16 protein-coding genes are annotated in these 23,614 nt (G+C 45.3%); 6 read left to right on the top strand and 10 right to left on the bottom strand.

Annotation, left to right across the window (positions count from 1 at the left end; genetic code table 11):
* Positions 1-49: 49 nt before the first annotated feature.
* From miaA to ACJ751_RS22760, 5 genes are all read right to left on the bottom strand, one after another.
* Entirely contained in the window at positions 50-958 is a 909-nt protein-coding gene (miaA, locus tag ACJ751_RS22780) for a tRNA (adenosine(37)-N6)-dimethylallyltransferase MiaA (RefSeq protein WP_407747833.1), read from the bottom strand.
* A gap of 129 nt (positions 959-1,087) precedes the next feature.
* Positions 1,088-1,663, bottom strand: coding sequence for an IS1096 element passenger TnpR family protein (locus tag ACJ751_RS22775; RefSeq protein WP_407747832.1), 576 nt, complete (start codon positions 1,661-1,663; stop codon positions 1,088-1,090).
* A 149-nt stretch (positions 1,664-1,812) separates the two neighbouring features.
* On the bottom strand, positions 1,813-3,363 hold the full coding sequence (locus ACJ751_RS22770) for a CCA tRNA nucleotidyltransferase (protein WP_407747847.1): 1,551 nt from the start codon (positions 3,361-3,363) through the stop codon (positions 1,813-1,815).
* Positions 3,364-3,398: 35 nt separating this feature from the next.
* Positions 3,399-4,388 carry a glycosyltransferase family 9 protein gene (locus ACJ751_RS22765; protein ID WP_407747831.1) on the bottom strand — a complete coding sequence of 330 codons (990 nt, stop codon included), beginning with the start codon at positions 4,386-4,388 and terminating at the stop codon, positions 3,399-3,401.
* Between the two features lie 14 nt (positions 4,389-4,402).
* Positions 4,403-4,972, bottom strand: a complete 570-nt coding sequence (locus ACJ751_RS22760) for an L-threonylcarbamoyladenylate synthase (protein WP_407747830.1) — start codon at positions 4,970-4,972, stop codon at positions 4,403-4,405.
* 107 nt (positions 4,973-5,079) lie between these two features.
* On the opposite strand from ACJ751_RS22760, the gene ACJ751_RS22755 reads away from it, so the two are divergent.
* Both ACJ751_RS22755 and ACJ751_RS22750 read left to right on the top strand, forming a co-directional pair.
* Positions 5,080-5,886, top strand: coding sequence for a 2,3,4,5-tetrahydropyridine-2,6-dicarboxylate N-succinyltransferase (locus ACJ751_RS22755; RefSeq protein WP_407747829.1), 807 nt, complete (start codon positions 5,080-5,082; stop codon positions 5,884-5,886).
* A 10-nt stretch (positions 5,887-5,896) separates the two neighbouring features.
* Positions 5,897-6,811, top strand: a complete 915-nt coding sequence (locus ACJ751_RS22750; RefSeq protein WP_407747828.1) for a DMT family transporter — start codon at positions 5,897-5,899, stop codon at positions 6,809-6,811.
* 122 nt (positions 6,812-6,933) lie between these two features.
* Here ACJ751_RS22750 and ACJ751_RS22745 read toward each other — a convergent pair whose 3' ends face one another.
* Entirely contained in the window at positions 6,934-7,869 is a 936-nt protein-coding gene (locus ACJ751_RS22745; RefSeq protein WP_407747827.1) for a hypothetical protein, read from the bottom strand.
* 208 nt (positions 7,870-8,077) lie between these two features.
* On the opposite strand from ACJ751_RS22745, the gene ACJ751_RS22740 reads away from it, so the two are divergent.
* Both ACJ751_RS22740 and ACJ751_RS22735 read left to right on the top strand, forming a co-directional pair.
* Positions 8,078-8,434, top strand: a complete 357-nt coding sequence (locus ACJ751_RS22740) for a YciI family protein (protein ID WP_407747826.1) — start codon at positions 8,078-8,080, stop codon at positions 8,432-8,434.
* 76 nt (positions 8,435-8,510) lie between these two features.
* Entirely contained in the window at positions 8,511-9,749 is a 1,239-nt protein-coding gene (locus ACJ751_RS22735) for an RNA polymerase sigma factor (protein ID WP_407747825.1), read from the top strand.
* Positions 9,750-10,221: 472 nt separating this feature from the next.
* On the opposite strand, the gene ACJ751_RS22730 is transcribed toward ACJ751_RS22735, so the two are convergent.
* Positions 10,222-12,579 carry a T9SS type A sorting domain-containing protein gene (locus tag ACJ751_RS22730; RefSeq protein WP_407747824.1) on the bottom strand — a complete coding sequence of 786 codons (2,358 nt, stop codon included), beginning with the start codon at positions 12,577-12,579 and terminating at the stop codon, positions 10,222-10,224.
* Positions 12,580-13,167: 588 nt separating this feature from the next.
* Positions 13,168-13,560, bottom strand: a complete 393-nt coding sequence (locus ACJ751_RS22725) for a response regulator (protein WP_407747823.1) — start codon at positions 13,558-13,560, stop codon at positions 13,168-13,170.
* A 273-nt stretch (positions 13,561-13,833) separates the two neighbouring features.
* Here ACJ751_RS22725 and ACJ751_RS22720 point away from each other — a divergent pair, with 273 nt between their 5' ends.
* Both ACJ751_RS22720 and ACJ751_RS22715 read left to right on the top strand, forming a co-directional pair.
* The gene (locus tag ACJ751_RS22720; protein ID WP_407747822.1) at positions 13,834-15,960 is read left to right on the top strand and encodes a TonB-dependent receptor plug domain-containing protein; all 2,127 of its coding nucleotides are present in this window, start codon (positions 13,834-13,836) and stop codon (positions 15,958-15,960) included.
* A 24-nt stretch (positions 15,961-15,984) separates the two neighbouring features.
* Entirely contained in the window at positions 15,985-17,235 is a 1,251-nt protein-coding gene (locus tag ACJ751_RS22715; RefSeq protein WP_407747821.1) for a DUF4374 domain-containing protein, read from the top strand.
* An 83-nt stretch (positions 17,236-17,318) separates the two neighbouring features.
* Here the strand turns inward: ACJ751_RS22715 and ACJ751_RS22710 are convergent, their stop codons facing one another.
* A complete protein-coding gene (locus ACJ751_RS22710; protein WP_407747820.1) occupies positions 17,319-21,650 on the bottom strand; it encodes an FG-GAP-like repeat-containing protein in 4,332 nt (1,443 codons plus the stop codon).
* 124 nt (positions 21,651-21,774) lie between these two features.
* On the bottom strand, positions 21,775-23,334 hold the full coding sequence (locus tag ACJ751_RS22705) for a 7TM diverse intracellular signaling domain-containing protein (RefSeq protein WP_407747819.1): 1,560 nt from the start codon (positions 23,332-23,334) through the stop codon (positions 21,775-21,777).
* Positions 23,335-23,614: the final 280 nt, after the last annotated feature.

Genomic DNA, 23,614 nt, shown 5'->3' with positions numbered 1-23,614 from the left:
TCGGAATGTCTCAGCTTAGCGGAGGCGGGATCTGTTTTTAAGTCATTTATTAACGGGTCAACGCTGTTGACCTTTCAATAGTATCAATAATTTCGCTTACTGCATGGGGAGTGAACCACTGTATGGCGGTATCCTTCCTGAACCACGTCATCTGGCGTTTCGCATAATGCCTGGTATTCACTTTAATTTTCTCAACCGGGTCGCCTTCTTCTCCACCGAAGTAATCAAAGAATTCTTTATAGCCTACAGTTTGCAAGGCGTTGCACTGGCTGAACGGATATAACTTTTCAGCTTCCTCTTTTAAGCCCTGCTTTATCATACCATCTACCCGCGCATTAATGCGTGCATGCAATTCGGGTTTGGGCAATTCAAGTCCCAGTTTGATTATGTTGAAAGGACGGGTAACTTTTTTTTGTTGCTGAAAGGTACGTATAGACTGGCCCGTGGCCTGTTTAACTTCCAGCGCCCGCATCAATCGCTGGGGGTTTTGTATTTCTCCCGTTGAATAAAACAAGGGGTCCTGTTCCTGTACCTGTTGTTGCAACCAGGCAAGCCCGTTTTGCTGATATTGTTCCTGAATGCCCGTGCGGATTTCGGGCGATAAAGGCGGCATATCATCGAGCCCCTCACAAAATGCTTTTATATACAAACCAGTGCCACCGGTAACAACGGCCACATTGTGCTGCTGAAATATTTTATCAATGGCGTTTAAAGCGTATTGTTCAAATACAGCGGCATTTACGTTGTCGTGAATACTATGGGTGCTGATAAAATAGTGGTGTACCTGTTTCAGTTCTTCCGGAGAAGGTTTGGCAACGCCAATATCCATTTCCTTAAAACATTGCCGGGAGTCGGCAGATATGATCTCTGTATTAAAATGGCGGGCTACTTCAATAGCGGCAGCCGTTTTGCCCACGGCCGTGGGCCCGGCTAGAATTACACAAGTTTTATTATTCATGTTATTTGCCTGAGCTTGTAGAGAACCCAAAACAAATTGGCAATATGCAATTGGCAAGGGTTGCCGATTTTCGAGCTTCCTTATAATTCGCGAACTTTTGCCTATAGCTTATTGTCTATTGCCTATTGGTTAGGCTTCGTCGTCCTGGCCTTCTTCGGCTTCTTCACCCTTTTCTTCCAGGTCTTCTTCGTCGTCACTATCACCACCTTCGGTACCAAAACCTTCGGTACCGGCTTTCAGATCGTATTTTTCTTCCATTTCGGTGAGCTTGTCGCCGGCAATGCCTTTGGTGCCATATTGCGACGGAGCGATCCCTTCTGATTTTATCATAGCGGGATAGTCGATCTTGCTGCTTTCTTCTTTTGATACGCCGATCAGCTCTACCAAAAACGTCCAGTTCTTCACAAAATCGTACACGTATATAAATTTCTGGTTGGGATCTTTGATCTCAGTACCGATAGCGGTGTTTTCCATCAGCAATGGCGCCACCTTGTAAGGCTTGTCGTATGGGGCCAGACTGATCTCGCGTCCCCGTTGCCAGTTATCATTACTACGGTAAAAAGTAGCCTGATGTTTGTTATCAAACTCGTAGGCTTTCAGTATCACCTGCTGCAGTTGCAAAAAAGTTTGTGTGTGCTTTATGGCAACATCGCGGTAGATACTGTCATCTTCTTCAAAATATATTCTGAATTTTAAAACAGCCATACTTGAAATTTCAGGTTACTTGTTTCTGATTTATTGAACTTATTGCTGAATACTGTGTTTATCCGAAATGTAATTCTCTATAATCGTGCCAGTCAATCCCTTGCCCCGGTCAAAAATAAGACAATTCCCCAACTATCAAAGTATGCAATTTAAGGCGCATTCCTGACAATCTGCAAACCCATTTCTGTTGCTTTTTTCATCATAAAATCGTATGCAGCGTCGTAAGAGTTATCTATTTCACCGTCCAGAATAGCTTCACGGATGCAGTTTTTCAGATCGCCCACTATTTTACAGGGGGAAAGCCCGAATATGTCCATTATTATTTCACCGGTGATGGGTGGTTGCCAGTTGCGGATGCGGTCTTTTGCTTCTACCTCCTTCAATCGCTGGCGCACCAGCTCAAAATTCTCCAGGTAGCGGATCACTTTTTGTTTGTTCTTTGAAGTGATGTCAGCTTCACACAACATCATCAACGCATCTATATCATCACCTGCATCAAACAGCAATCTGCGGATGGCTGAATCGGTGATATTTTCTTTGGTAAGACTGATCGGCCGCAAATGCAATTCTACCAGTTTTTTTACAAAACGCATTTTTTCATTTTGCGGCAGCTTTAATTTGGTAAACAGGCGGGGCACCATTCTGCCGCCCACTACTTCATGTCCATGAAAAGTCCATCCATGGCCTTTTTCGAATTTCTTGGTGGCTGGTTTAGCAATATCGTGCAGCAAAGCAGCCCAACGCAGCCACAGGTCATTGGTGTGCCTGGAAATATTATCCACTACCTGTAAGGTATGGTAAAAATTATCTTTATGGCCCAGGCCATCTATGTATTCTGCACCGGCCAGGTCAACCAGTTGAGGAAGAATTATATGCAGCAACCCACTTTGGTACAACAGATCGAGCCCAACTGAAGGTTTGGCGCTTAACAGGATCTTATTCAGTTCTTCGGTAATACGCTCCTGCGAAATAATGCGAATGCGGTCTGCCTGGTCTTTGATGCTTTGAAAAGTGACCGGTGCAATGGTAAAATTCAATTGCGAGGCGAACCGAACGGCCCGCATCATACGCAACGGATCGTCGCTGAAAGTTTGACCGGGATCGAGTGGTGTTTGAATGATCTTGCGTTCCAGATCGAGCACGCCATTAAACGGATCGATGAGTTTGCCATAATCATCTGCGTTCAGGGAAATGGCCATGGCATTGATGGTAAAATCCCTTCTGTCCTGGTCATCTTTTAACGTGCCCGGCACTACTTCGGGATTGCGGCTATGATAGCGGTAACTCTCTTTACGCGCGCCTACAAACTCTATTTCAAGGGCTGACCTTTCGTGCACCTGTTCTTCAGGAGACTCTTCGCTGGTAACAATCAGTACATCCTGCCCATTTCCTTCTTCAATAAGATGTTTATGGGCGACAGCCCCGGGTTCATCTTCATAAAAATGCTTCAGCTTTATTTGGGCGGTGCCAAAATTCTTGAAGAAAGAAACCGATGGTTTGGGTTGGAACCGTTCTGCCACTTTATGCGCCAGCTGAATACCATCACCCACACAAACAATATCGGCATCCTTTGTGGGGCGGCCCAACAATTTATCGCGCACAAAACCACCAATTACATAGGTGGGCATTCGCAGCTCTTCAGCAGCATGCGCTATCTTTTTAAAAACAAACAGTTCCTTATCGTTGCACTTTATATCCATCAAACAACAAATGTATTAATGTTTCGGGCAATAAACTATAAACTATTCAGCAGTTGCGCATTGGTTATCCCATAAGCACATTTGAAATGCCCCAGTGGACACGCGGGCCGGCCGTGTAAGCCGCATGGACGGCACGATAACGGCTCCTGCACTTCTACAATAAAACGCTTGTCTGATAATGGGCCAAACCCGAATGAAGGCAGGGTTGAACAATATACCGCCGTTACCGGCGCATTAACCGACGAAGCAAAATGCATGGGCGCCGAGTCGTTTACATAATTCATGGCGGCGTCTTTCATCAAAGCAGCCGATTGTAAAAAACTAAGCTGGCCGCACAGGTTCACCACGGTGGCTGGGATCTCCGCTGTACGGATCTCTTCCCCCAACGCTGCATCACCAGGCGCACCCAGCAAATAAATGGTATAATTTGCAGGTACGGCTGCAGCAAAGCTGATCCATTTATCTTTCGGGAATTGTTTGGTGAACCAAACCGATGCGGGTGAAATGGTGATATAAGGAAGCTTCCTGTATTGTTGCACTATGGCAGTATCCTGCGCAGATGGATACAAATGCGGATTCACCACTTCCTCATTGGTAAACTCCCTGATCAATTCATTATTGCGGTCAACTTCGTGAATGGGATGATCCACGTCACTGATAACATGTTTTATTTTTTTATCGAACAGCCAGCTTAACGGGTTTTTATCGAACCCGATCTTTTGTCTGGCGCCGGAAAAAGCAGTGAGTATACCGGTAGCGGCAAAACGCTGGATGTTTATTACTTTATCATAGCGGCGTTTACGGATCAGCCTTAACAGCTTCCACAAATTTTTCAGCTTGCCGTTCTTTTTATCCCAGATCAGCACTTCGTGCAGATAGGGATGGCTTTGCAACAGGCCTTCATTGCCTTTTCTTACCAGAAAATCAATTTGCGCATCGGGAAAAAACCGGTGTAGTTTTTCCACGATGCCCGTTGCCAGTACCACGTCACCAATAAAGGCGGTTTGTATTACAAGAAATTTCATTGACTGTTGCTGATTTACTCTCTGATAACGGTTACTGAACCGTCTTTATTCCATTTGATAATTGATGAGGCGGCGTGTGCAGTCGTTTCTTTTTGGCGGTGTTGCACAATGTAATCAACCCCTTGCCAGATCGCCGGTGAAATATCGTGAAAAATAGCCGGCGCGGGATCACCCGATATATTGGCGGAGGTGGATACAATGGGTTTACGGAACCGCTTGATCAAATGTTTGCAAAAATTATCTTTTACAATCCGAATGGCCACTGTACCATCGGCATTGATCACATTATCGGCCAGTCCGATGGCGCCCTCGTAAATGACCGTGGTGGGCTTTTTGACCTTGGCCAGGTAATCGAACACCTGCAGGTCGATATGCGCCACATATTGCATCAGCTCCTTTACATCGGCCAGCAAAATGATCATACTTTTTGCCTCCGGGCGCTGTTTCAGGTTAAAGATGCGGTTAACAGCCGTTGCATTGGTGGCGTCGCAGCCAATGCCCCAGATGGTATCGGTTGGGTAAAGGATCAATCCCCCACCCTGCAATACTTTTAAACAATGATCAACGTCATGTGCAAAATCCATGGTGCAAATGTAGGGTCAAAATGCCTTTTCCTGAAAAACCACTAAAAAGCCCGGGGTTTTACAACTGATTAATGATCTGTACTGTATGTTTGCAAAAATTTAAAGTAATGCAAGACCTGATACTCGAAGCCTGGAGCAACCGCGAGTTATTAAAAGAAAAAAAATATACCGATGCGGTAAAAGCTGTTATTGAAGAAGTTGACAAGGGCCGTTTGCGTGTGGCCGCGCCCACAGATGGCAAATGGGCAGTGAATGAGTGGGTAAAACAGGCTATTCTGATGTATTTCGGCATTCAGCCTATGCAAACCTGGACCATGGAGCCTTTTGAGTTCTATGACAAAATGCTGCTGAAGAAAAATTATAAAGAGCTGGGCGTACGTGCTGTTCCCCATGCCGTAGCGCGTTATGGCGCCTATGTGGCCAAAAACGTGGTATTGATGCCCTCTTATGTAAATATCGGCGCTTACGTTGACGAAGGCACCATGGTTGACACCTGGGCTACTGTAGGCAGCTGCGCCCAGATTGGCAAAGGCGTGCATTTGAGCGGCGGTGTAGGCATCGGCGGCGTGCTTGAACCTTTGCAGGCTACTCCTGTTATTGTGGAGGATGGTTGTTTCATTGGCAGCCGTTGTATTGTGGTAGAAGGCGTTGTAGTTGAAAAAGAGGCCGTACTGGGCGCCAACGTGGTATTAACACAAAGCACCAAGATCATCGATGTTAGCGGCGATACGCCGGTTGAATACAAGGGACGGGTACCGGCACGCAGCGTGGTAATTCCAGGCACCTATGCTAAAAAATTCCCTGCGGGCGAATACCATGTAAGTTGCGCACTCATCATTGGTCAGCGTAAACCAAGCACTGACCTGAAAACAAGTTTGAATGATGCGCTGAGAGATTTTAATGTATCTGTTTAAGATTTAATATTTGGAAGGGAAAAATCATACTGTTTCACTGGCGGGATTCCTCATTACCATTATAGGCTCCATTTTGTTTTCAACAAAAGCCATTATTGTAAAAGTAGCCTTTGCGCACACCCATATGGATGCCCTCACCCTGCTGATGCTGCGCATGACTTTTTCCCTTCCCTTTTATCTGGCAGCCGTATGGTTTGCCCGGAAAGAAAAGCTGGCGGCCCTCACCGCCCGTCAATGGCTGGGTGTTATTGGGCTTGGTTTATTTGGCTATTACCTCAGCAGCCTTTTTGATTTTATAGGCTTGCAGTATGTTACTGCCGGTCTGGAGCGATTGATCCTTTTTTTGTATCCCACCTTCGCCGTGCTCATCAATGCTTTTATTTTTAAACAACCTGTAGTAAGCACCCAAAAAATAGCCCTGTTGCTTACCTATACGGGCATCGGCATCGCTTATTTGGGCGAATTACACATCGACACCTCGAACCCCCATTTTTTCTGGGGCAGTTTTCTCATCTTTTTATGTTCTATTACCTATAGCGTTTATATCGTTGGCAGCGGCCGCATGATTCCCACTGTTGGTGTTACCCGTTTTACCGCTTATGCCATGCTGGCTTCCACCGCCGGCGTGTTTACGCATTTTGCATTAAACGGCGGCGGCTTGCACGACCTGGAACAAGGCGGTACACCCATTATCTGGTACGGTATTTTACTCGCTACTATAGCTACGGTATTGCCCACGTTTATGATGTCGACCGGAATGAAAAAGATCGGCTCCAACAACGTAGCCATTATTTCGGCTGTTGGTCCGGTTTCTACCATCATTCAGGCACACTTTATCCTGGGCGAAAAGATCTTCACCGCACAGATCGTAGGTACTTTATTTGTAATTATTGGCGTTGTTCTTATAGGTTGGAAGCGGAATTAAATACAGTTTCAAGTTCCGGGTTCCGGGTTGCCAGTTACCCGGCACCATGAAGCTATTATTTCTGCCAACTACTTAAACCATTCCCATCATCTCATTCATCCCATCAATCCCAGCTCAGACAGTTAGTCCCAGTGTGAACACCTGCTTCTATAATAACCGCATGACTTCTTAACCGGTGTTGTTTCGGTAATCTTTGGCGTTTCTACTTTAGCGGGTGTTTCGGCTTTGGCAGGCGCTACCACTTTTGATATCGCTGCAACTGATTGTTTGTTCTTACTAAATGAAAGCGGAATACCCACGTTGATATTCCAGGCAGCTGAAGAAGATGATAATTGCGTAATAACCAGTTTATTCTCCGTTGGCGTGTTCAGTGTTTCTGTATTCATATTGCCAATGCCTTTAAGGTATTGAATTCCTATCACATACTTATTCACGCTGCCTTTGGCAAATGCCAGGTTAATCCCGGTAATAAAAGCCGATGTCCAGTTACCCGCATTATACTGGTAAACTGTTTCCCCAGACTTCACTGCGGTGGTAATAGCCTGTTCAGGTTTGGGCACAAACGCCATTCCCGCATACGGTTGGATGCGCAGGTTCATCACCGGTTTTTGCGGTACTGTCGCCATTGCCTGCCGCATGCGCGCCGCGGCGCAGGGACTTAAATTAGCAGTGGTTGTTGCTGGTTGTTTGGCAGTTTTTCCCAATGAAATGGGTTTGCTGCTTACCTGATAGCCGGCTTCTAACCGAAGTTTCCAGTTGCCCTGGTCAGCGGTAAATTCTTTGTCGCCGGTTTCAGGATTGGTAAATTCATAAGTTACAAGGGAACGGTTGCTTGCAATACCTACAAATGGGCCATGGACCTTGTTGAAGAGATAATCGGCCCGCACACTTATCTGCGGGGAGATGTTTGGTGAAATTGGATTAATACAGGACGTGTTATTGTACTTCACACAGTTAAAAGCTTGTTCAATACCCACTCTGGGTGAAATGGAGAGTTGGGCATTCGTTGCAAACCCACAGGCAACGAACACCAGGCTGGCTAACGCTGCTTTTCTCATAGCTTAGTATTTTAGTTCTTATAAGGTACACTATATCCTGCACCTGAAAAATTAGAATACATGAGTGGCTTTCGGGTGATAGTAAGTTCCTGAGTTTCTGCCGGTTCACGATTGCCAAAAAAAATTTCTATCAACCTGTCCAATTGGTGCAACCCTGATTGTAGTAAGGGTATAATAATTTATATTCAATAACTTAAAATCAAAAATCATGGATGAATACATGTTGATCTTCAGGCACCAGGACGGGACAAAAATTGCTTCACCGGAACAAATACAGATCTGGATGAAACAGACCATGGATTGGATCGGTGGCATTTCTGCACAGGGAAAATTTGTTGAAGGCAACGGCTTGCCATTTGATGATAGTAAAGTAGTGTGGCACCAGGGCGTTGTTACCGATGGCCCGTTTGGTGAAATTAAAGAAACCATTGGCGGATACATAGTTGTAAAAGCCGGTTCGATAGAGGAAGCAGTTGAATTTGCAAAAGGCTGCCCGGTTTTACAAGGCGATGGCAACAGTGTGGAAGTTAGAAAGATTGCCAAAGGGGATGGCGTACATAAATAACGATCAGTCAATAACCCCGAATGTCCCGATTCATCTGGACATTCGGGTTCCTGATTAATTTGCCTGGCTTTTTGTTATGCAACAACCCGAATTAATACCGCATTTATTCAGAACCGAATACCGCAAGATCATTGCCGTACTTTGCAAACGCTTTGGCTTTGTTGAAATAGAAACAGCCGAGGACATTGCCAGCGACACCTTTATGCTCGCCGCCCAAACCTGGAGTCTGAAAGGCATTCCACCCAACCCGGTTGCCTGGTTATATACCGTTGCAAAGAACAAAGCCAAAAATTTCCTGCATCGACAGGCTACTTTTACCAATAAGATCGTCCCCGCCACATCCACTGCTGAAAACAGTGCAACCATTCCCGAATATGAGATCGATCTGTCACCACAAAACATCAACGACAGCCAGCTGCAAATGATGTTTGCCATTTGTCACCCCACTATTGCAGTTGAAGCGCAGATAGGATTGTCACTTCGCATTTTGTGTGGTTTTGGCATAGAAGAAATCGCAGATGCTTTTTTAACCAATAAAGAAACCATCAACAAACGGCTGTTCAGGGCAAAAGAAAAATTACGCGAAGAAAATATTCCCATTGAATTACCAGGTATTACAGAAATAGACGAGCGGCTCCATTCCGTTCTCGCTACTATTTACTTATTGTTCAGCGAAGGGTATTATTCCATCAGTAATAATAAAACCCTGCGTAAGGAACTATGTTTTGAAGCTATGCGGCTCTGCAACATGCTGGTTGAAAACAAACACACCAACAAACCACCGGTAAATGCCTTGTTATCGCTCATGTGTTTTCATGCCTCCCGGTTTGAAGCACGGATAAACGAACAGGGCGAGCTTATTTTATATGATGAGCAGGATACCAGCCTGTGGGATGCAGACCTCATCAGCAAGGGCAGTTATTTCCTGAACTGTTCCGCCACCGGCAATCAGTTATCTAAATACCACCTCGAAGCAGCCATTGCTTACTGGAGCACGCAAAAAGACGATACCCATGAAAAATGGGAAACCGTTTTACAACTGTATAACCGGTTATTACGGATTGAATATTCTCCCATTGCCGCCCTCAACCGCACCTTTGCCCTCTCAAAAGCCAATGGCAAACAGGAAGCCATTATTGAAGCGGAAAAGCTCAAGCTCACCAGCAATCATTTTTATTATACGTTGTTAGGAGAATTATATAAGGGGATAGATAATGTTAAGGCCAGACTTCATTTTGAAAAGGCGCTTTCTTTAGCCAAAACGAGCACCGATAAAGCGACGATACAGAAGAAAGTTGATCAGTTGACCAGTTGACCAGTTGACGAGTTGACCAGTTGACGAGTTGATGAGTTGATGAGTTGACGAGTTGACCAGGAGGCAAGTTGATAGAGTCAATATAGTTGATAGGGTTGATAGAGGTTGAAAAATTAGCGCCTAATTATTCCATACTTGCCCTGGCCGCGTCGCGGCCCTTTGCCTCTGCCCTTTGCCTTTCACAAATTACTCCCGGCACCAATAATACCTCTACAACCTCCACCAACACAAAATACAACAAGCGCATACACATTGTATTTATTAGCTATCTGCTGTATGCTTTATTTTATTTAACTTTATTAAAACCCCAATCCTTAACCGTAAAATAAGTAGGTAGCACAAGTAGGTTTTTCAGAGGTTAATCAGAAAGTCAAGCGTTTAATCTGAAACGCACATTGGAGGAGCCCCGACCATCCGGGGACAATGGTTCAAACAAAACGGGATAAGCAGTCCCGTATTCAACGGGGCTGCTTTATTTTTTCAACAGTTTTTGTTGTAATAACCGGCCTTTGGCGTCCGACACTTCCAGTACATACATGCCCGGCCGGCAACCAGCAGGCATGGTCAAACTAACGGACTGATAACCGGTAGTAAAGGATTGTGCAGACGCATACACTTCCTTTCCATAAAAATCAATCAGTCTGAATTTTACCAGTTCCGCAGTTTTTAACTGCAGCTGCACATTTATTTCTTTATGGAATGGATTGGGATATACCTGCATACCTACGTCTTTCAAACTCAGGAAAATAATACCGGAATAAGTATAACGGCCATTCTGCTGCACGATCTTTAACCGGTAAAACCGGTTGTCTGCAGTGGTATTTACTTTATCAGGAAACTGATAATCGCTCAGCTTATTTCCTTCATGCCGGGCCGTTATTTTACCGGTTGTTTTAAAATGATCGGGCACATCGGCATATTCCAGCTCATAGCAGGCAATATTCTCATTTTCCTGCAATGACCATTTCAACAGCGATTGATTATTGACAAGACTGCCCCTGAAGTTTAAACTGTTTACAGCCAGTACGCCACTGGTATAAAAACAGGTGGCATTCTGACTGCCAGGTTGGGCAGGATCGTCGGAATTAACAAAGATGGTATTGCCATCCCCATCCAGCAACGTGATCCGCGACTGGTTACACACGTACATGTCTGCATTTGCCTTTGCCTTAAAGGTCACCACTATTTTATTGCCGGTACCCGGTTTAACAATCCCGCTTTGTTCACCGGTTGAATTTATAAACTGTCCACCGGTTATCGCAAAAGGCATACCGCCACTCACATCTGCCACGGCCACACCATTCATAGCTGTTGAATTAGGAATGTAAACAGTAGCAGATGGAACAGAATCAAATAATTTAACGCCAGACGCATTTATATTACCGTTATTGGTCACTTCAATGGAGTATTCCACCGTATCGCCGCCCACTACAAACGGCACCCCACGCGTATTGCGATACGTTTTATTAGCGATCAAAGCCGGCGATAACACCGGGAATCCACAACTGGTAAAATCGCCGCTGGTCCATACATTACTGGTAGCGCCGCCGGTTATAGAAGAGCCCCCCATGGTAGCCAGGTTCACTTTATAAACATCCTGGTACGAACCGCCAATGTATACATTCCCCGCCGGGTCAATCGCAATTGAATTGGAACTACTGGCGGGTGAAGGATTGATGCTTCCTAAAAACGTAGTAACCCGGGTGGCCGGGTTTATCTTGTACAGTTTACTGCTATTGGCTATCAAATATAATTTTCCGGAACCATCCCCAAAGAGATCGCCGCCCGTTTCCCCCAGCACATCATTGGCGCCATTTACAGCATCATTGATCAACGGACCCAATTGGGTTATCACCGGTAACCCGGTAACAGTACTTACAGAAAATTGAATAAGATCGTCGCCATGTGAGGTAACTGCATAGCCATAGCCATCAGAAGCAAAGGCCATTCGGTTAATGCTGTACGACACGTTTGGTTCAAGCGGGTAGCCGGTAAATTGTCGGGCGCAAACGGGGGAAGCATTCAGATCAACATAACAAAGGTCCTCGGCGGGATTGGATGCGTAATTATTTACAAAGTAAATGCGATTGGTAGTTTTGTCATAGGCAATGGCAGCTACATAATCCATGAGGCGACTTGCAATGATGGCGCCGGAAACGGCATCAAAACAAGGGCCGTTCTCCCCATCATACAAAATGGGTCCGCCTTCGCCATTGCTTTTATCGAGCGTTTTTATAAACCGGTAATAAAAGCCATTACCAGGTGAATTTTCAGGCGCGATGGTTGTGCACTGGTACACAACCGAACAGCCGGCATCTGCCGTAATGTTAGTAAAAACAGTATTGGTGCCCTGGGTAAAATTGATGAAATTATAAATACCCTGCAGGGTGGCATAATTACTTATACTGCCACCATTAGCCGTAACTTTTATCCGGAAGGTAATGGTAGCGCTCACGTTAGGCGCCAGGATACCAGCCCCAAACGATGGTGAATTTATTAATCCACCGGTTATCGCAAACGGCATGGCGCCGCTTACATCTGCTGCGGAGATCCCGTTCATGGTGGTAGACCCCATTACATACGACACACCCGCCGGAATATTATCGAATAGCGTAGCACTGGTAATATTCAATGCCGACAGGTTGGTAACAATGATGGTATACTGTAGTACATCGCCCTGTGACGCAGTAGTGCCATCACCGGTGGTAGTTATATTTGCAACAGATTTGCTGCTATTCAGCGTTTGCGCCTGTATATTATACGCAATGCCCAGCAAAAGCAGCAATAATGGTATACGCAGAGTTGAATTCGTGTAGAATTGTTTACTCATAGGTTATGGATTATACTGCTTAAAAATAGAAATTCGATCGCAGTACTTCCAGTGCAGGATATATTATTTGACCGCAATCAACAATTGCATGCAGCGGGCGTTAGGACAATGTATATCAATACATAAAACTACTTATTGAAACCCGTCATTTTTTAGTAACATACCCAGATGAGTGTGTACCTGGTTTACTAAGATCAAAACCCATCTAACGCCAACATTAAATAACATGCTATTTAATATTTATATTGAAATATTGACTAACTTACAAGAACCCCAAAACAGCGAATATCCTTCCGGAAATGATTATTGAAAAACCAGCATATGTCCACCTCCCCTGGAAAACGATTAACTCTCTTATGAATATCTCATTGGTTTGAGAAATGATTAGCAGTTCGGGATACCGGAAGTCCGGCTATCATAAGATCAGCCATGCTCACGCTACCTATTAATTCAGTCCCTAATCCCTTTTTACTTACGCGAGTCCCGTTTTTAATCAACGGTTAACTGATTTGTATCAATCCGTACCCCTCTTTTACTTTATAAATATCAGAAGAAAAAGAAACATACCTAAGCGATAGCGACATATAACTAACTCGCTACAAAGGGTTGCCGTTGTATAAGTTTATCGAGTGTGGATTTAAATTCTTCAATGGAGGTTTGATCGGGTATGATAATATCAGCACCTGAAGGCGTTTTATTTTCAACCGGCCCTGTTTGCATGGAGTAGATCACGATCTTCATATGGGGACAGGAAGACCGCAACATTTTTATTGTTTCGTATCCTGTTTTTTTACGCGCATTAAATTCAAGCAGGCATACATCCGGAACATTTTCCTTTGTTAACCGGTCTATCAGTTCCTTCCCATCTCCCACCTGCAGGGTTATTGAATAATCAAAACCTGCTAAATAACTGGAAATGCATTCGCGCATTAAAGGGTGACTGTCGATAAGGGCAATTTTAGCCGTACCGGTGTTGCTCATATTACATCGAAGGTTTAGTCTGTGGTAATGTAAAGGTAAGTCAACCATCAACCGATATCCGGTTTCCTGTTACCGTTAATCATAATCTGGCCAAAATTCCTAAAACACCCCTAAGCATAAATACGTAGTAAAAAGACCTTACATAAATTTTTCCGTTCATACAACCCGTGATTTTACGGTTTTCGTAAATGGTTTTCCTGATTGCGCTCCCCGTTTAGTTGACCTACAGGTACTTTCGCGGCGATAAAACCAACCAAAGCCCGCGAAACGTTTATGAACAAATCTGTATTATTGGTGCTTCTGGGTAGTAGCATTGTTGTACCTGCAATGGCGCAGGATACGCTAAAAACTACCCATAAACAACTAAAGCAAGTGGTGGTAACCGGTAAAAGCGATCTGCGCGCAACAAAAGAACAGGCCTATACCGTTACCACCATCGATGCCACCCGCCTGCATAACACCACAAGAGACATTAACCAGGTGCTTAACCGCACTACCGGCGTAAAGGTCAGGGAAGAAGGCGGCCTGGGTTCCAACTATTCTTTTTCCCTCAATGGTTTTACCGGTAAACAGGTGAAATTTTTTTTAGATGGCATGCCCATGGATAATTTCGGTTCATCCCTGTCTCTGAACAATCTGCCCGTGAACATGGCCGAAAGAATAGAAGTATACAAAGGCGTGGTGCCCGTGTTCCTGGGGTCCGATGCATTGGGCGGCGCAGTAAACGTGGTGACCAACCAGAAAATAAAAAAGTACCTGGATGCTTCGTATAGTTACGGCTCCTTTAATACACACCGCGCCTCCATAAACTCCCGTTATACTACCGGCAAGGGATTTACCATCAACCTTAATGGTTTTTATAATTACAGCGATAACAATTACAGGATCGATGTACAGATCCCCGATCCGCAAACCGGTATATATGGTAATTCCATAAAAATAAAACGCTTCCACGATGCCTATCATTCATCGATGGGTCAGGTGGAAGCCGGGTTTGTAAACAAGAAATTTGCCGACAAATTGTTGTTCGGGTTAATTGTTTCGGAAAACAGAAAGGAAGTGCAAACCGGGATGAATATGGACCTCGTGTCAGGCCAGGTATTCAACACCAGCCAGTCGCTCATTCCTACTTTCAAATACAAGAAAGAAAATTTCTTTCTTCCCGGGCTCACTGTAACGGCTAACGCCAATATGAGCTTTGTAAGATCGGGTATTACCGATACCAGTTCGCGCCTGTATGACTGGTTCGGGAATTATACGGTGAAAACATTTGGCAGCAACTCAGGCGAGATCTCTTATTACAAAACAAAATTCCGCTTTAACGACCGCAATGCGCTGGCCTCCGTTAACCTGAGTTATGAGTTGAACAGGAACCATAGCTTCAGTATCAACCACAACTACACCTATGCCCGACGTAAGGGCAATGACCCGATAGCCATCGACCCCATTCCCTTTGACATTCCCAATACATTGTCGAAAAACATAACCGGGCTGGCCTATAAATATTCAACTATAAATAACCGGTTTTCAGCCACCGTATTTGCCAAGCAGTTCAACATGAACGCCAGCACCGTTGATGCCGAATGGGGCACGCACGTAAGCATGACAAGCAACCACAATAAAACAGGTTATGGTGTGGCCGCGATGTATTATATTTTCCCGTTTGCACAGGTGAAAGCTTCTTATGAAAGTACCTGGCGCTTACCAGAAGGCGAAGAAATGTTTGGGAATGGATTACTGTTGAAAAACAATCCTTATTTAAAACCCGAGCACAGCCATAACATCAACGTAGGGCTTTCATTGATGAAAACCTTCAACAACCACAAACTGGAAGGCGAGATCAATTACCTGTATCGCAAAGCGGGTGATTTTATCAGGCTGGAATCTGACGGACAGATCAGCCGGTATTCAAACCTGGACAGCGTAAGAACATCTGGTGTTGAATGGAGCGTACGCTATACTTATAACGATGCCCTGACCCTTGAAGTGAACAGCACGTACCAGAATACATTAAACATAAAAACGTATGACAAGGGTATTCCCAACTACACTTATTGGGACCGCCTGCCAAACATGCCTTATTTATTTGGCAGCTTCGATGCTGGTTACAAGATCAAAAAAGCGTTTTATGTACAGGATGCGTTGACATTTGGCATAGGTGGCAATTTTGTTGAGCAATTTTATCTCTTCTGGCCAAGCCAGGGCAGCGCGGGCACCAAGTTCATCATTCCCCGCCAGTTTACCCAGGATGTTTCCATTACTTACTCACTGCAAAATGGCAGGTATAATATGGCTGCAGCATGCACCAACCTGTCGAATGCCAAACTGTACGACAATTTCAAATTGCAGAAACCAGGCCGGGCATTCAGTGTAAAACTCAGATACTTTTTTCACAACTAATTTTTCATTGTAAAACACATTACCATGCGTTTTTGCAAATCAGGATATACCCAAACATTTTTTATTTTATTGACCATTGCCGTTTTGCTAAGCGGTTGTTATAAACCCAAAAGTCATTTTTTACAGGTCAGTGGTAATTACATCCTGGCCTTACGTACACAGGGCGCTACCGGAACATCTGATTACCTCCTTTCGCAGGATACCATCAACAATGCCGCCAAAATAGTATCCTCAACCGGAAATGGTATTGAACAACTGGCCTGGTGTTATTTTGGTACCACGGGTAAAACCGTATTCAGCTTCAGCTATGGCACCAATAATGTTGGTATTGGTTATGGCGTAAACGAAGGCGGCGCCTTGTATGAAAAAGGAAGGATCTCCTTTGAGCGGATGGACTGTTTTGGCAAGGGCGATGACAGCACCCTGATTGCCATTGGCGCACCCTGGGGCGGCGGCAGCTATGATTGCCAGATTCAACTGATAGACGCCAACAATATTCGCATCAGGAAAAAAAGACTAACGCCTTTATACATGTGGAATAAGTCGGATGTGCTGAATAAATGGCCTACTTCAATTGTAGTGAATGATAATAAAATGTATGTTTCATTTTATCCGCTCGAAGGTAGTACCTGGAATACGGCATACACGGATACTGCCTATGTTACCATTTTCAGTTACCCGGGGCTGGATTCTTTAACTACTATCAGGGATGCGCGCACCGGTCCTATTGGCCTGTATGGAAACCAGGTAAGCATGGTGAAAGCTGAGAATGGCGACATTTACACTGTATCGCCCAGCAGCCTGGCGGCAGGCTATACCCAGGTAACAAAGAAATCGGGTATCCTGCGTATTAAAAACGGCCAGCAATCATTTGACCCCTCCTATTTCTTTGACGTGGAAACTGCCTCAGGCGGCGCCAAGCTGCTGACAGCCACCTATGCGGGCGATGGACTGCTTGTAGCCCGCCTACAACTTCCGGGCACAGATAACGCCAACGCCATCTGGGCCGCTTTTGACGTAACCATTCCCATTTGTAAAATGGCGATCATTGACCTGAATAATAAAACAATTACTGATATTTCTGATATTCCGGTTCATGGTGGACAGTATGGTGCACAATGGCTGGTTGAAGATGGAAAAGTGTATGCCTCCATTACCTCAACGCCAGCCGGTGAAGCCCGCATATATGCCATCGATCCGCTCACGGCTACTGCTACCAGGGCAGCTAAAATTGAAGGACTGGAAGTACCGGCGATTTATAAAATATCCAATTAACCGGTCAGGAGGGAAAATACTATCATTTATGATGAAAAGAGCAGCCGTCGCCAACTGGCGGACGGCTGTCTTATTATTCAGACCTATTCCTTAACAAATTGTAATACCTGGTGCTCACTACCACTTTGCAGGTATAAGAAGTAAGCCCCGGTTTGAAGATCGCTTACCGGAATGGCCAGCAATTGCCCGGCAGTAGAAACATTATTAAACTGTTTTACCGTTTGCCCGCCGGCGTTAATGATCTGCACTTTCATGGTTGCATAAGTATTGTTTAACCGCAATTGCACTATATCTTTCGCCGGGTTGGGAAACACCATGATCTCAGTAGTTGAATTCAATTCCAGCATTTGAATATTACTGTAATTGGTGGTACCACTGTTAAATCTGGTCTGTAAGCGGTAATATATTTTCTTACCCGTAGCGTTGAGATCAGTATAACTATAGTTTGTTTGGCTGCCCGTATTTTTTGCGGTGACCTTGCCAATTGTAGTAAATGTCACTCCATCGGAACTTCTTTCCACCTCGTAACAACACACATCCGATTCATTGTCGGTAATAAATTTCAATTGTGCTGTTTTGCCTTTTTCCAACCATTCAGCTTTAAAAGAAATAAGATCAACTGGCAGCGCTCCTAATGAAAAGCCCGATACAATATTTGATACATAGCGCCAGGGGCCATATATCTGCCCGGTTAAAGCAGTAACCAGATCATATTTTACCCTTGCTCTTATTTTGGTATACCGGCTGCCGGTTTGTTTTGCCACTATGCTTTTCAATTCCCTGCCTGTTATACCCAGGTTGGTGTAACCGCTTTGGGCCGAAGTATATACAATGCTGTTGGTAATGGGCGACCCGCTAAATGCATTAAAACTCAATTGCGTTTCCCAAACCAGCTTGCCTTTTACGGTACCACCCAGGAATGATTTTGCAAATAAACCAGCCCCAAAGGTGGATGCGGGAAAATTGCTGCTGTTTATTGGAGTAGTTAAATCATTATTATAGATGTTAAGGTTATTACGTATCCCTGTTCCCGGACTATTACCTAAATACACAAATGCAGCGCCTTCATCGGTTTCGCCATGGTCGTAAAAATAGGCGCCCACGATCACATCGCTGTAGCCATCGCCATTTACATCGCCAGCGCCCGCTACAAAGGTGCCTAGTTCTGCATTGGTCTGTTCGCTTTCACCCATAGCAACGGCAGTAGTGTTAATGCCTGTTGCCGAACCATGATATATGAAGAATGCCCCCTCCCCGTTTTGTGGATTGGAATACCTGTAAGCCCCCACGATCACATCACTGTAACCATCACCGTTTACATCACCGGCGCCCGCAACCGAATTACCCATCGATGCACCAAACTGATTACTTTCTACCATCGCGGCAGCAGTAGTACTAATGCCGGTAGCCGAACCGTGATAAATAAATGCAGCGCCTTCATTGGTAAGGCTATTGTCGTAATTCCATGCGCCTACAATAACATCACCATATCCATCACCATTTACATCGCCAGCGCCAGCTACTGAAATGCCCAATTGTGCATCTGCCTGGTTACTTTCAACCATGGTCGCCGCCGTAGTATTGATACCGGTTGCCGAACCATGATATATAAAGGCGGCGCCTTCATTGGTTAGGCCATTATCATATAGATAAGCGCCTACGATCACATCGCTGTAGCCATCGCCGTTTACATCACCTGCGCCTGCTACCGAAACGCCAAATTTTGCGTTGGCCTGGTTGCATTCCATCAGTGCTGCCGGCGTGGTATTGATACCGGAAGAAGAACCATGATATACAAAAGTTACACCTTCACCGGATTCCCCATTGTTGTAATTCCAGGCCCCTACGATCACATCACTATAACCATCGCCATTAACATCACCCGCGCCGGCTACTAAAGAACCAAATTCTGCGCTGGCCTGGTTGCATTCCAACAGTGCTGCCGGCGTGGTATTGATACCGGTTGCCGAACCGTGATACACAAAAGCTACGCCTTCATCGGTTTCGCCATGATCGTAAGAATAGGCAGCTACAATCACATCACTATAACCATCACCGTTCACATCGCCGGCGCCGGCTACCGAGCTGCCCATCCAGGCGCCGGCCTGGTTACCTTCTACTGAGGCCGCAGGCGTGGTACTGATACCAGTAGCCGAACCGTGATAAATATAAAAAATGCCTTCATCGTTCTCGCCATTGTCGTATAGCCAGGCGCCCACGATCACATCACCGTACCCATCACCATTTACATCGCCGGCCCCCGCTACCGAAGCCCCCAAAGCAGCCCCGGGCTGATTGTTTTCCAACTGGGTGGCAGCGACGATGTTGGAACCGGAAGGCGAACCAGTATACACAAAGGCGACGCCTTCATCGGTTTCGCCGTTGTCATAAGAATAAGCGCCCACTATTACATCACTATACCCATCGCCATTCACATCTCCGGCACTGGCTACTGAACGGCCCATTTGCGCACCTCCCTGATTGCATAGTAAAATGGCGGCGGGGGCGGCATTGATACCTGTAGCGGAACCATAATGGATATAGGCGGCGCCTTGCACGATTGTACCAAAGTTAGTATTGAAACGAGGAGCTCCCACGATTACATCACTGTATCCATCGCCGTTGATATCGCCGGCACTGGCTACGGAAATGCCCAATTGCTGACCTGCCTGGTTGTTCTGCAATATAACGGCTGCCGTAGTACTGATGCCGGTAGCTGAGCCATGATATACGAAGGCATTCTGGCCGTTGGAATTAAGAGGAGCCCCCACTATTACATCGCTGTATCCATCGCCATTTACATCGCCGGCACTGGCTACAGAATGGCCCATCAATGCAACGGCATGGTTACTTTCCACCATGGCGGCGGCGGTAGTTTTGATACCCGCTGCTGAGCCATGATATACAAAAGCAGCCCCTTCGCTGGCTTCGGGGTTGTCATATCCTTCAGCCCCTACAATTACATCGCTGTACCCGTCGCCGTTTACATCGCCGGCGCCTGCTACTGATATTCCCATAAAGGCCCCTGCCTGGTTACTTTCCAACAAGGCAGCGGGGGTGGTAACAATGCCTGTGGCAGAACCGTGATAAATAAAAGCCGCACCTTCGTCGGTTTGAACATTGTCGTATTGATAAGCCCCGACTATTATATCGCTGTATCCGTCGCCATTTACATCACCAGCACCGGCTGCTGAATAGCCCATACAGGCATATGCCTGGTTACTTTCCACTATGGCGGCGACGGTAGTATTGATACCCGTTGCGGAGCCATGATATACAAAGACAGCGCCTTCATCGGTTTGAGAATTGTCGTACCCATAAGCCCCGACTATTACATCGCTGTACCCATCGCCATTTACATCTCCGGCACCGGCAACAACCCAGGCAAAAACAGCATCACTTTTAGTACTTAGCAGTATAGCTGCAGGAGTGGCGCTAATGCCGGAGGCTGAACCATGATAGACATAAGCCCTCCCCCTATTGCCTGCACCATTGTCGTAATAATGTGCACCCACAATAACATCACTGTAACCATCGCCATTCACATCTCCGGCACTGGCTACAGAATAGCCGAACCAGGAACCTGACTGGTTGCATTCTAACATGGAGGCGGGAGTAATGCTCAGGGGGTCAATGGTAATTGGATAGGCCGCTTTAGTCGTATTTACATGAATACAATAATCGGTATTGCTTTTTTCAAATGTGGCTTCCAGCGGTTTGCCATTGGCATCCCATACTTTTAGTTGTTCGTAACTTAGTACAATACCACTTTTTTTATCGGCAAACTGCAGCCTGTTCTTGCTGAATTGCTGTGCCAGTTTTGTTTTTACGCTAAAGTGCAGTTGTAAATTGTCATCGTTTGATAAAGGCTCCTGCACAATAAAATTCTGCCGCATGCCTTCTTCATCGTTTATATATTGTACAGTGATGTTGCCAGTAATATACTCGGCCTGGTTGCCCTTCACCTGCCAGGTTCCCTCTCCTATTTGTTTTTTGTCGAGGTTGAAAGCCACCTTCCAGTTCGGAAGCGTTTTATATTTTATGTCACCAGGTTTTGTGGTTTCATCCACTTTACCAATTGGTATTTTCGTTGTTCGTGGTTGCACCGTGAACCCGTTTTCGTCATAATTAAAACGCAGGTTGTTTTTTCGGTTGGGACTGCTGAACGTATTAGTATTTTTTCTCTGTTGAATATTGTATTCGGCCTTTGCCATGCTTTTCATAACGCCTGCATACCAGTCGCTTTGTTTCAATTGGCTGGTATCGGTTTCCCCGATCCCCTTAGGCAGATCAAGTTGCGGAGTTACTTTAAATGGAACAGATGCGGACAATTCCGCATGGTCGTTTTTATTAATGTATGCTTTTCGGGTTAAGGACAGAATGGCTATACACAAGAGCAGGAATATGGGCTTCATTTGATTGGGGGTTAGGTATTTATTTCAGGCTGCAAAACAACCGGCAAGCCCCCTCAAATCCAAAAAATTAACATGGATAAAGTATGGACACGACTTTCAACACATTGGTTTTCAATGATATTATTTAAGCATTTTCTTCCTCTCCGGCTTTGTCACTAGTATTGATACCCATTTTTTTATACAGCCTGGATTTAGCCCGGCGTACACTGGCGGGGTCAATGTGAAGCATGGCGCCAATTTCCTTTGTTGACAAATTGAGGTGTAAATAAGCGTACAACCGCACTTCATTTTTGGTGAGGGTTGGATGTTTGGCTTTCAGGTTTTCGAAAAAATGCGGATGAACCTGTTCAAAATGTAAGGTGAACTTATCCCAGCCTGCATCCAGGAACTGGTTGGTCTGTAACAGGGATTCAATACCCTGCAGCTCCTGTTTGCTCTTGCCGGGGTATATTTTTTTCAATTCTTTTATCTGTGTTTGCAATTTGATCAGCAAATCGTTCTTTTGAACGAGGTTCAAACTGGAAGCTGTCAACTCCCGTTGGTTGGCTTCCATTTTTTCCTGTAACTGTACATTCCTGGTTTTCTCCAACTGTATTTCCGTTATGATCTTTTGCTTATCCTGTTCAATCAGTTGATGCCGGAATGTAATTTCCCGCAGATCTGATTCCAGCCGGCTGGCTTCTCTTTCCTTTGCTATCAGCTCTTGTTCAACAGACCTCATACGAGCCACCAACGCTACCGAAAAACCAAATGTTTGGGTAATAGATACCAGATCTGGTAATAAGGACCTTATAAATGGATTGCCCATACCAGTTACATCCATTATCAGGTGGTATAAAGGGATTGCCAACATACACCCAACTGACACCACATTGGCCACCAAAAAAGGCCGGGCCGCAGGTAACTGGCGCCGGTAGCCTGCCACGCCTGCATATAAAATGGCGACAAACAAAAAAACAGGTAGTGCATTGTCCATCATCCAGGCGTATGGTTCTATATAATAAAAACCCGTATTGATGAACACGAAAATAAAACTCAACAGCAGATAAGCCCGCATTCCCCATCGAAGCATAACATCTAACCGGGGAAGCGATTGCCGGGTATTGAGGTACGAACGGCTAAATTGTACGATGCTGTAAATGACCACCAGTATGCCTGTATGCAGCAAAAGATCGTTCAACCCAAACCAGGCAGCCTTGCCATTCGGTTGCAAACCGGTTGTAAACACCAGATCGGGGAAAAAAGCCGGGAATAGTTGTTTATGGGCAGTCATATAGATCAGGCCACCCAATTGCCCGATAAGATAATAAAGAACGGCTTTGTCTTTAAAACTGAAATAGATATATACATTGTTCAGCAAAAAGAGTAATACAATTGCAAGCGAGGTGATCCAGGTGATCCATACCAATTGATCCTGCTTACTGGCAAAGGCCGCTGTTTCGAGCCGGATGTCAGGTTTAAATGCCTCAGCGAATGCCCCCAGGTGTTTCAGATCGATATGAACATATACGGTATTGATAGTGTCAGCACGCAATATGCAAGCCATTCCCCGCCGGTTGATACGGCCATTGTCGCGCCCAGGCATCATACCGGCCTCTTCCATCAACCATTCCCGTGCATTGGCGTCGAAATAATACAAGCGGTTGGCCATGCCAGGAAAGATCCTTAGCTGGCAGGACCTCATTGAGGAAAAATTATCTATAACTAATTTAAGCCAGTAGCTGGTAGCCTGCCGGCATCGTATTGAATCATTTATCGCAAACCGCAGGGTTGAATCGGCCAGTATTGTATTAAAAGAGAAACCATGGTCAGGTAGAATGGAATAGGACTTTATTAGTGTAACTGGGCTGTTGTTGCCGTTATGTGCAGGCTGGGCGTAAACTGCAACCTGGACTAATAAAGCAATACAAAAAACGGGGATCTTGTTCAATCGGGTTGCTTGTTATGGGAAATTCGAAAATAGT

The organism is Niastella sp., from assembly GCF_045805085.1.
Lineage (GTDB): Bacteria > Bacteroidota > Bacteroidia > Chitinophagales > Chitinophagaceae > Niastella.
Note: the sequence above shows the minus strand (reverse complement) of the source record. Positions and strands in the feature narration are given on the sequence as shown.

Bases quoted from the DNA above. Each gene is read 5' to 3' on its own strand.
- ACJ751_RS22760 (WP_407747830.1), bottom strand. From the start codon at position 4,972: ATGGATTTTGCACATGACGTTGATCATTGTTTAAAAGTATTGCAGGGT.
- ACJ751_RS22710 (WP_407747820.1), bottom strand. From the start codon at position 21,650: ATGAAGCCCATATTCCTGCTCTTGTGTATAGCCATTCTGTCCTTAACC.
- ACJ751_RS22715 (WP_407747821.1), top strand. From the start codon at position 15,985: ATGCGTTTTTGCAAATCAGGATATACCCAAACATTTTTTATTTTATTG.
- ACJ751_RS22735 (WP_407747825.1), top strand. From the start codon at position 8,511: ATGCAACAACCCGAATTAATACCGCATTTATTCAGAACCGAATACCGC.
- ACJ751_RS22770 (WP_407747847.1), bottom strand. From the start codon at position 3,363: ATGGATATAAAGTGCAACGATAAGGAACTGTTTGTTTTTAAAAAGATA.
- ACJ751_RS22740 (WP_407747826.1), top strand. From the start codon at position 8,078: ATGGATGAATACATGTTGATCTTCAGGCACCAGGACGGGACAAAAATT.
- miaA (WP_407747833.1), bottom strand. From the start codon at position 958: ATGAATAATAAAACTTGTGTAATTCTAGCCGGGCCCACGGCCGTGGGC.
- ACJ751_RS22775 (WP_407747832.1), bottom strand. From the start codon at position 1,663: ATGGCTGTTTTAAAATTCAGAATATATTTTGAAGAAGATGACAGTATC.
- ACJ751_RS22755 (WP_407747829.1), top strand. From the start codon at position 5,080: ATGCAAGACCTGATACTCGAAGCCTGGAGCAACCGCGAGTTATTAAAA.
- ACJ751_RS22705 (WP_407747819.1), bottom strand. From the start codon at position 23,334: ATGAGGTCCTGCCAGCTAAGGATCTTTCCTGGCATGGCCAACCGCTTG.
- ACJ751_RS22745 (WP_407747827.1), bottom strand. From the start codon at position 7,869: ATGAGAAAAGCAGCGTTAGCCAGCCTGGTGTTCGTTGCCTGTGGGTTT.
- ACJ751_RS22720 (WP_407747822.1), top strand. From the start codon at position 13,834: ATGAACAAATCTGTATTATTGGTGCTTCTGGGTAGTAGCATTGTTGTA.
- ACJ751_RS22765 (WP_407747831.1), bottom strand. From the start codon at position 4,388: ATGAAATTTCTTGTAATACAAACCGCCTTTATTGGTGACGTGGTACTG.
- ACJ751_RS22725 (WP_407747823.1), bottom strand. From the start codon at position 13,560: ATGAGCAACACCGGTACGGCTAAAATTGCCCTTATCGACAGTCACCCT.
- ACJ751_RS22730 (WP_407747824.1), bottom strand. From the start codon at position 12,579: ATGAGTAAACAATTCTACACGAATTCAACTCTGCGTATACCATTATTG.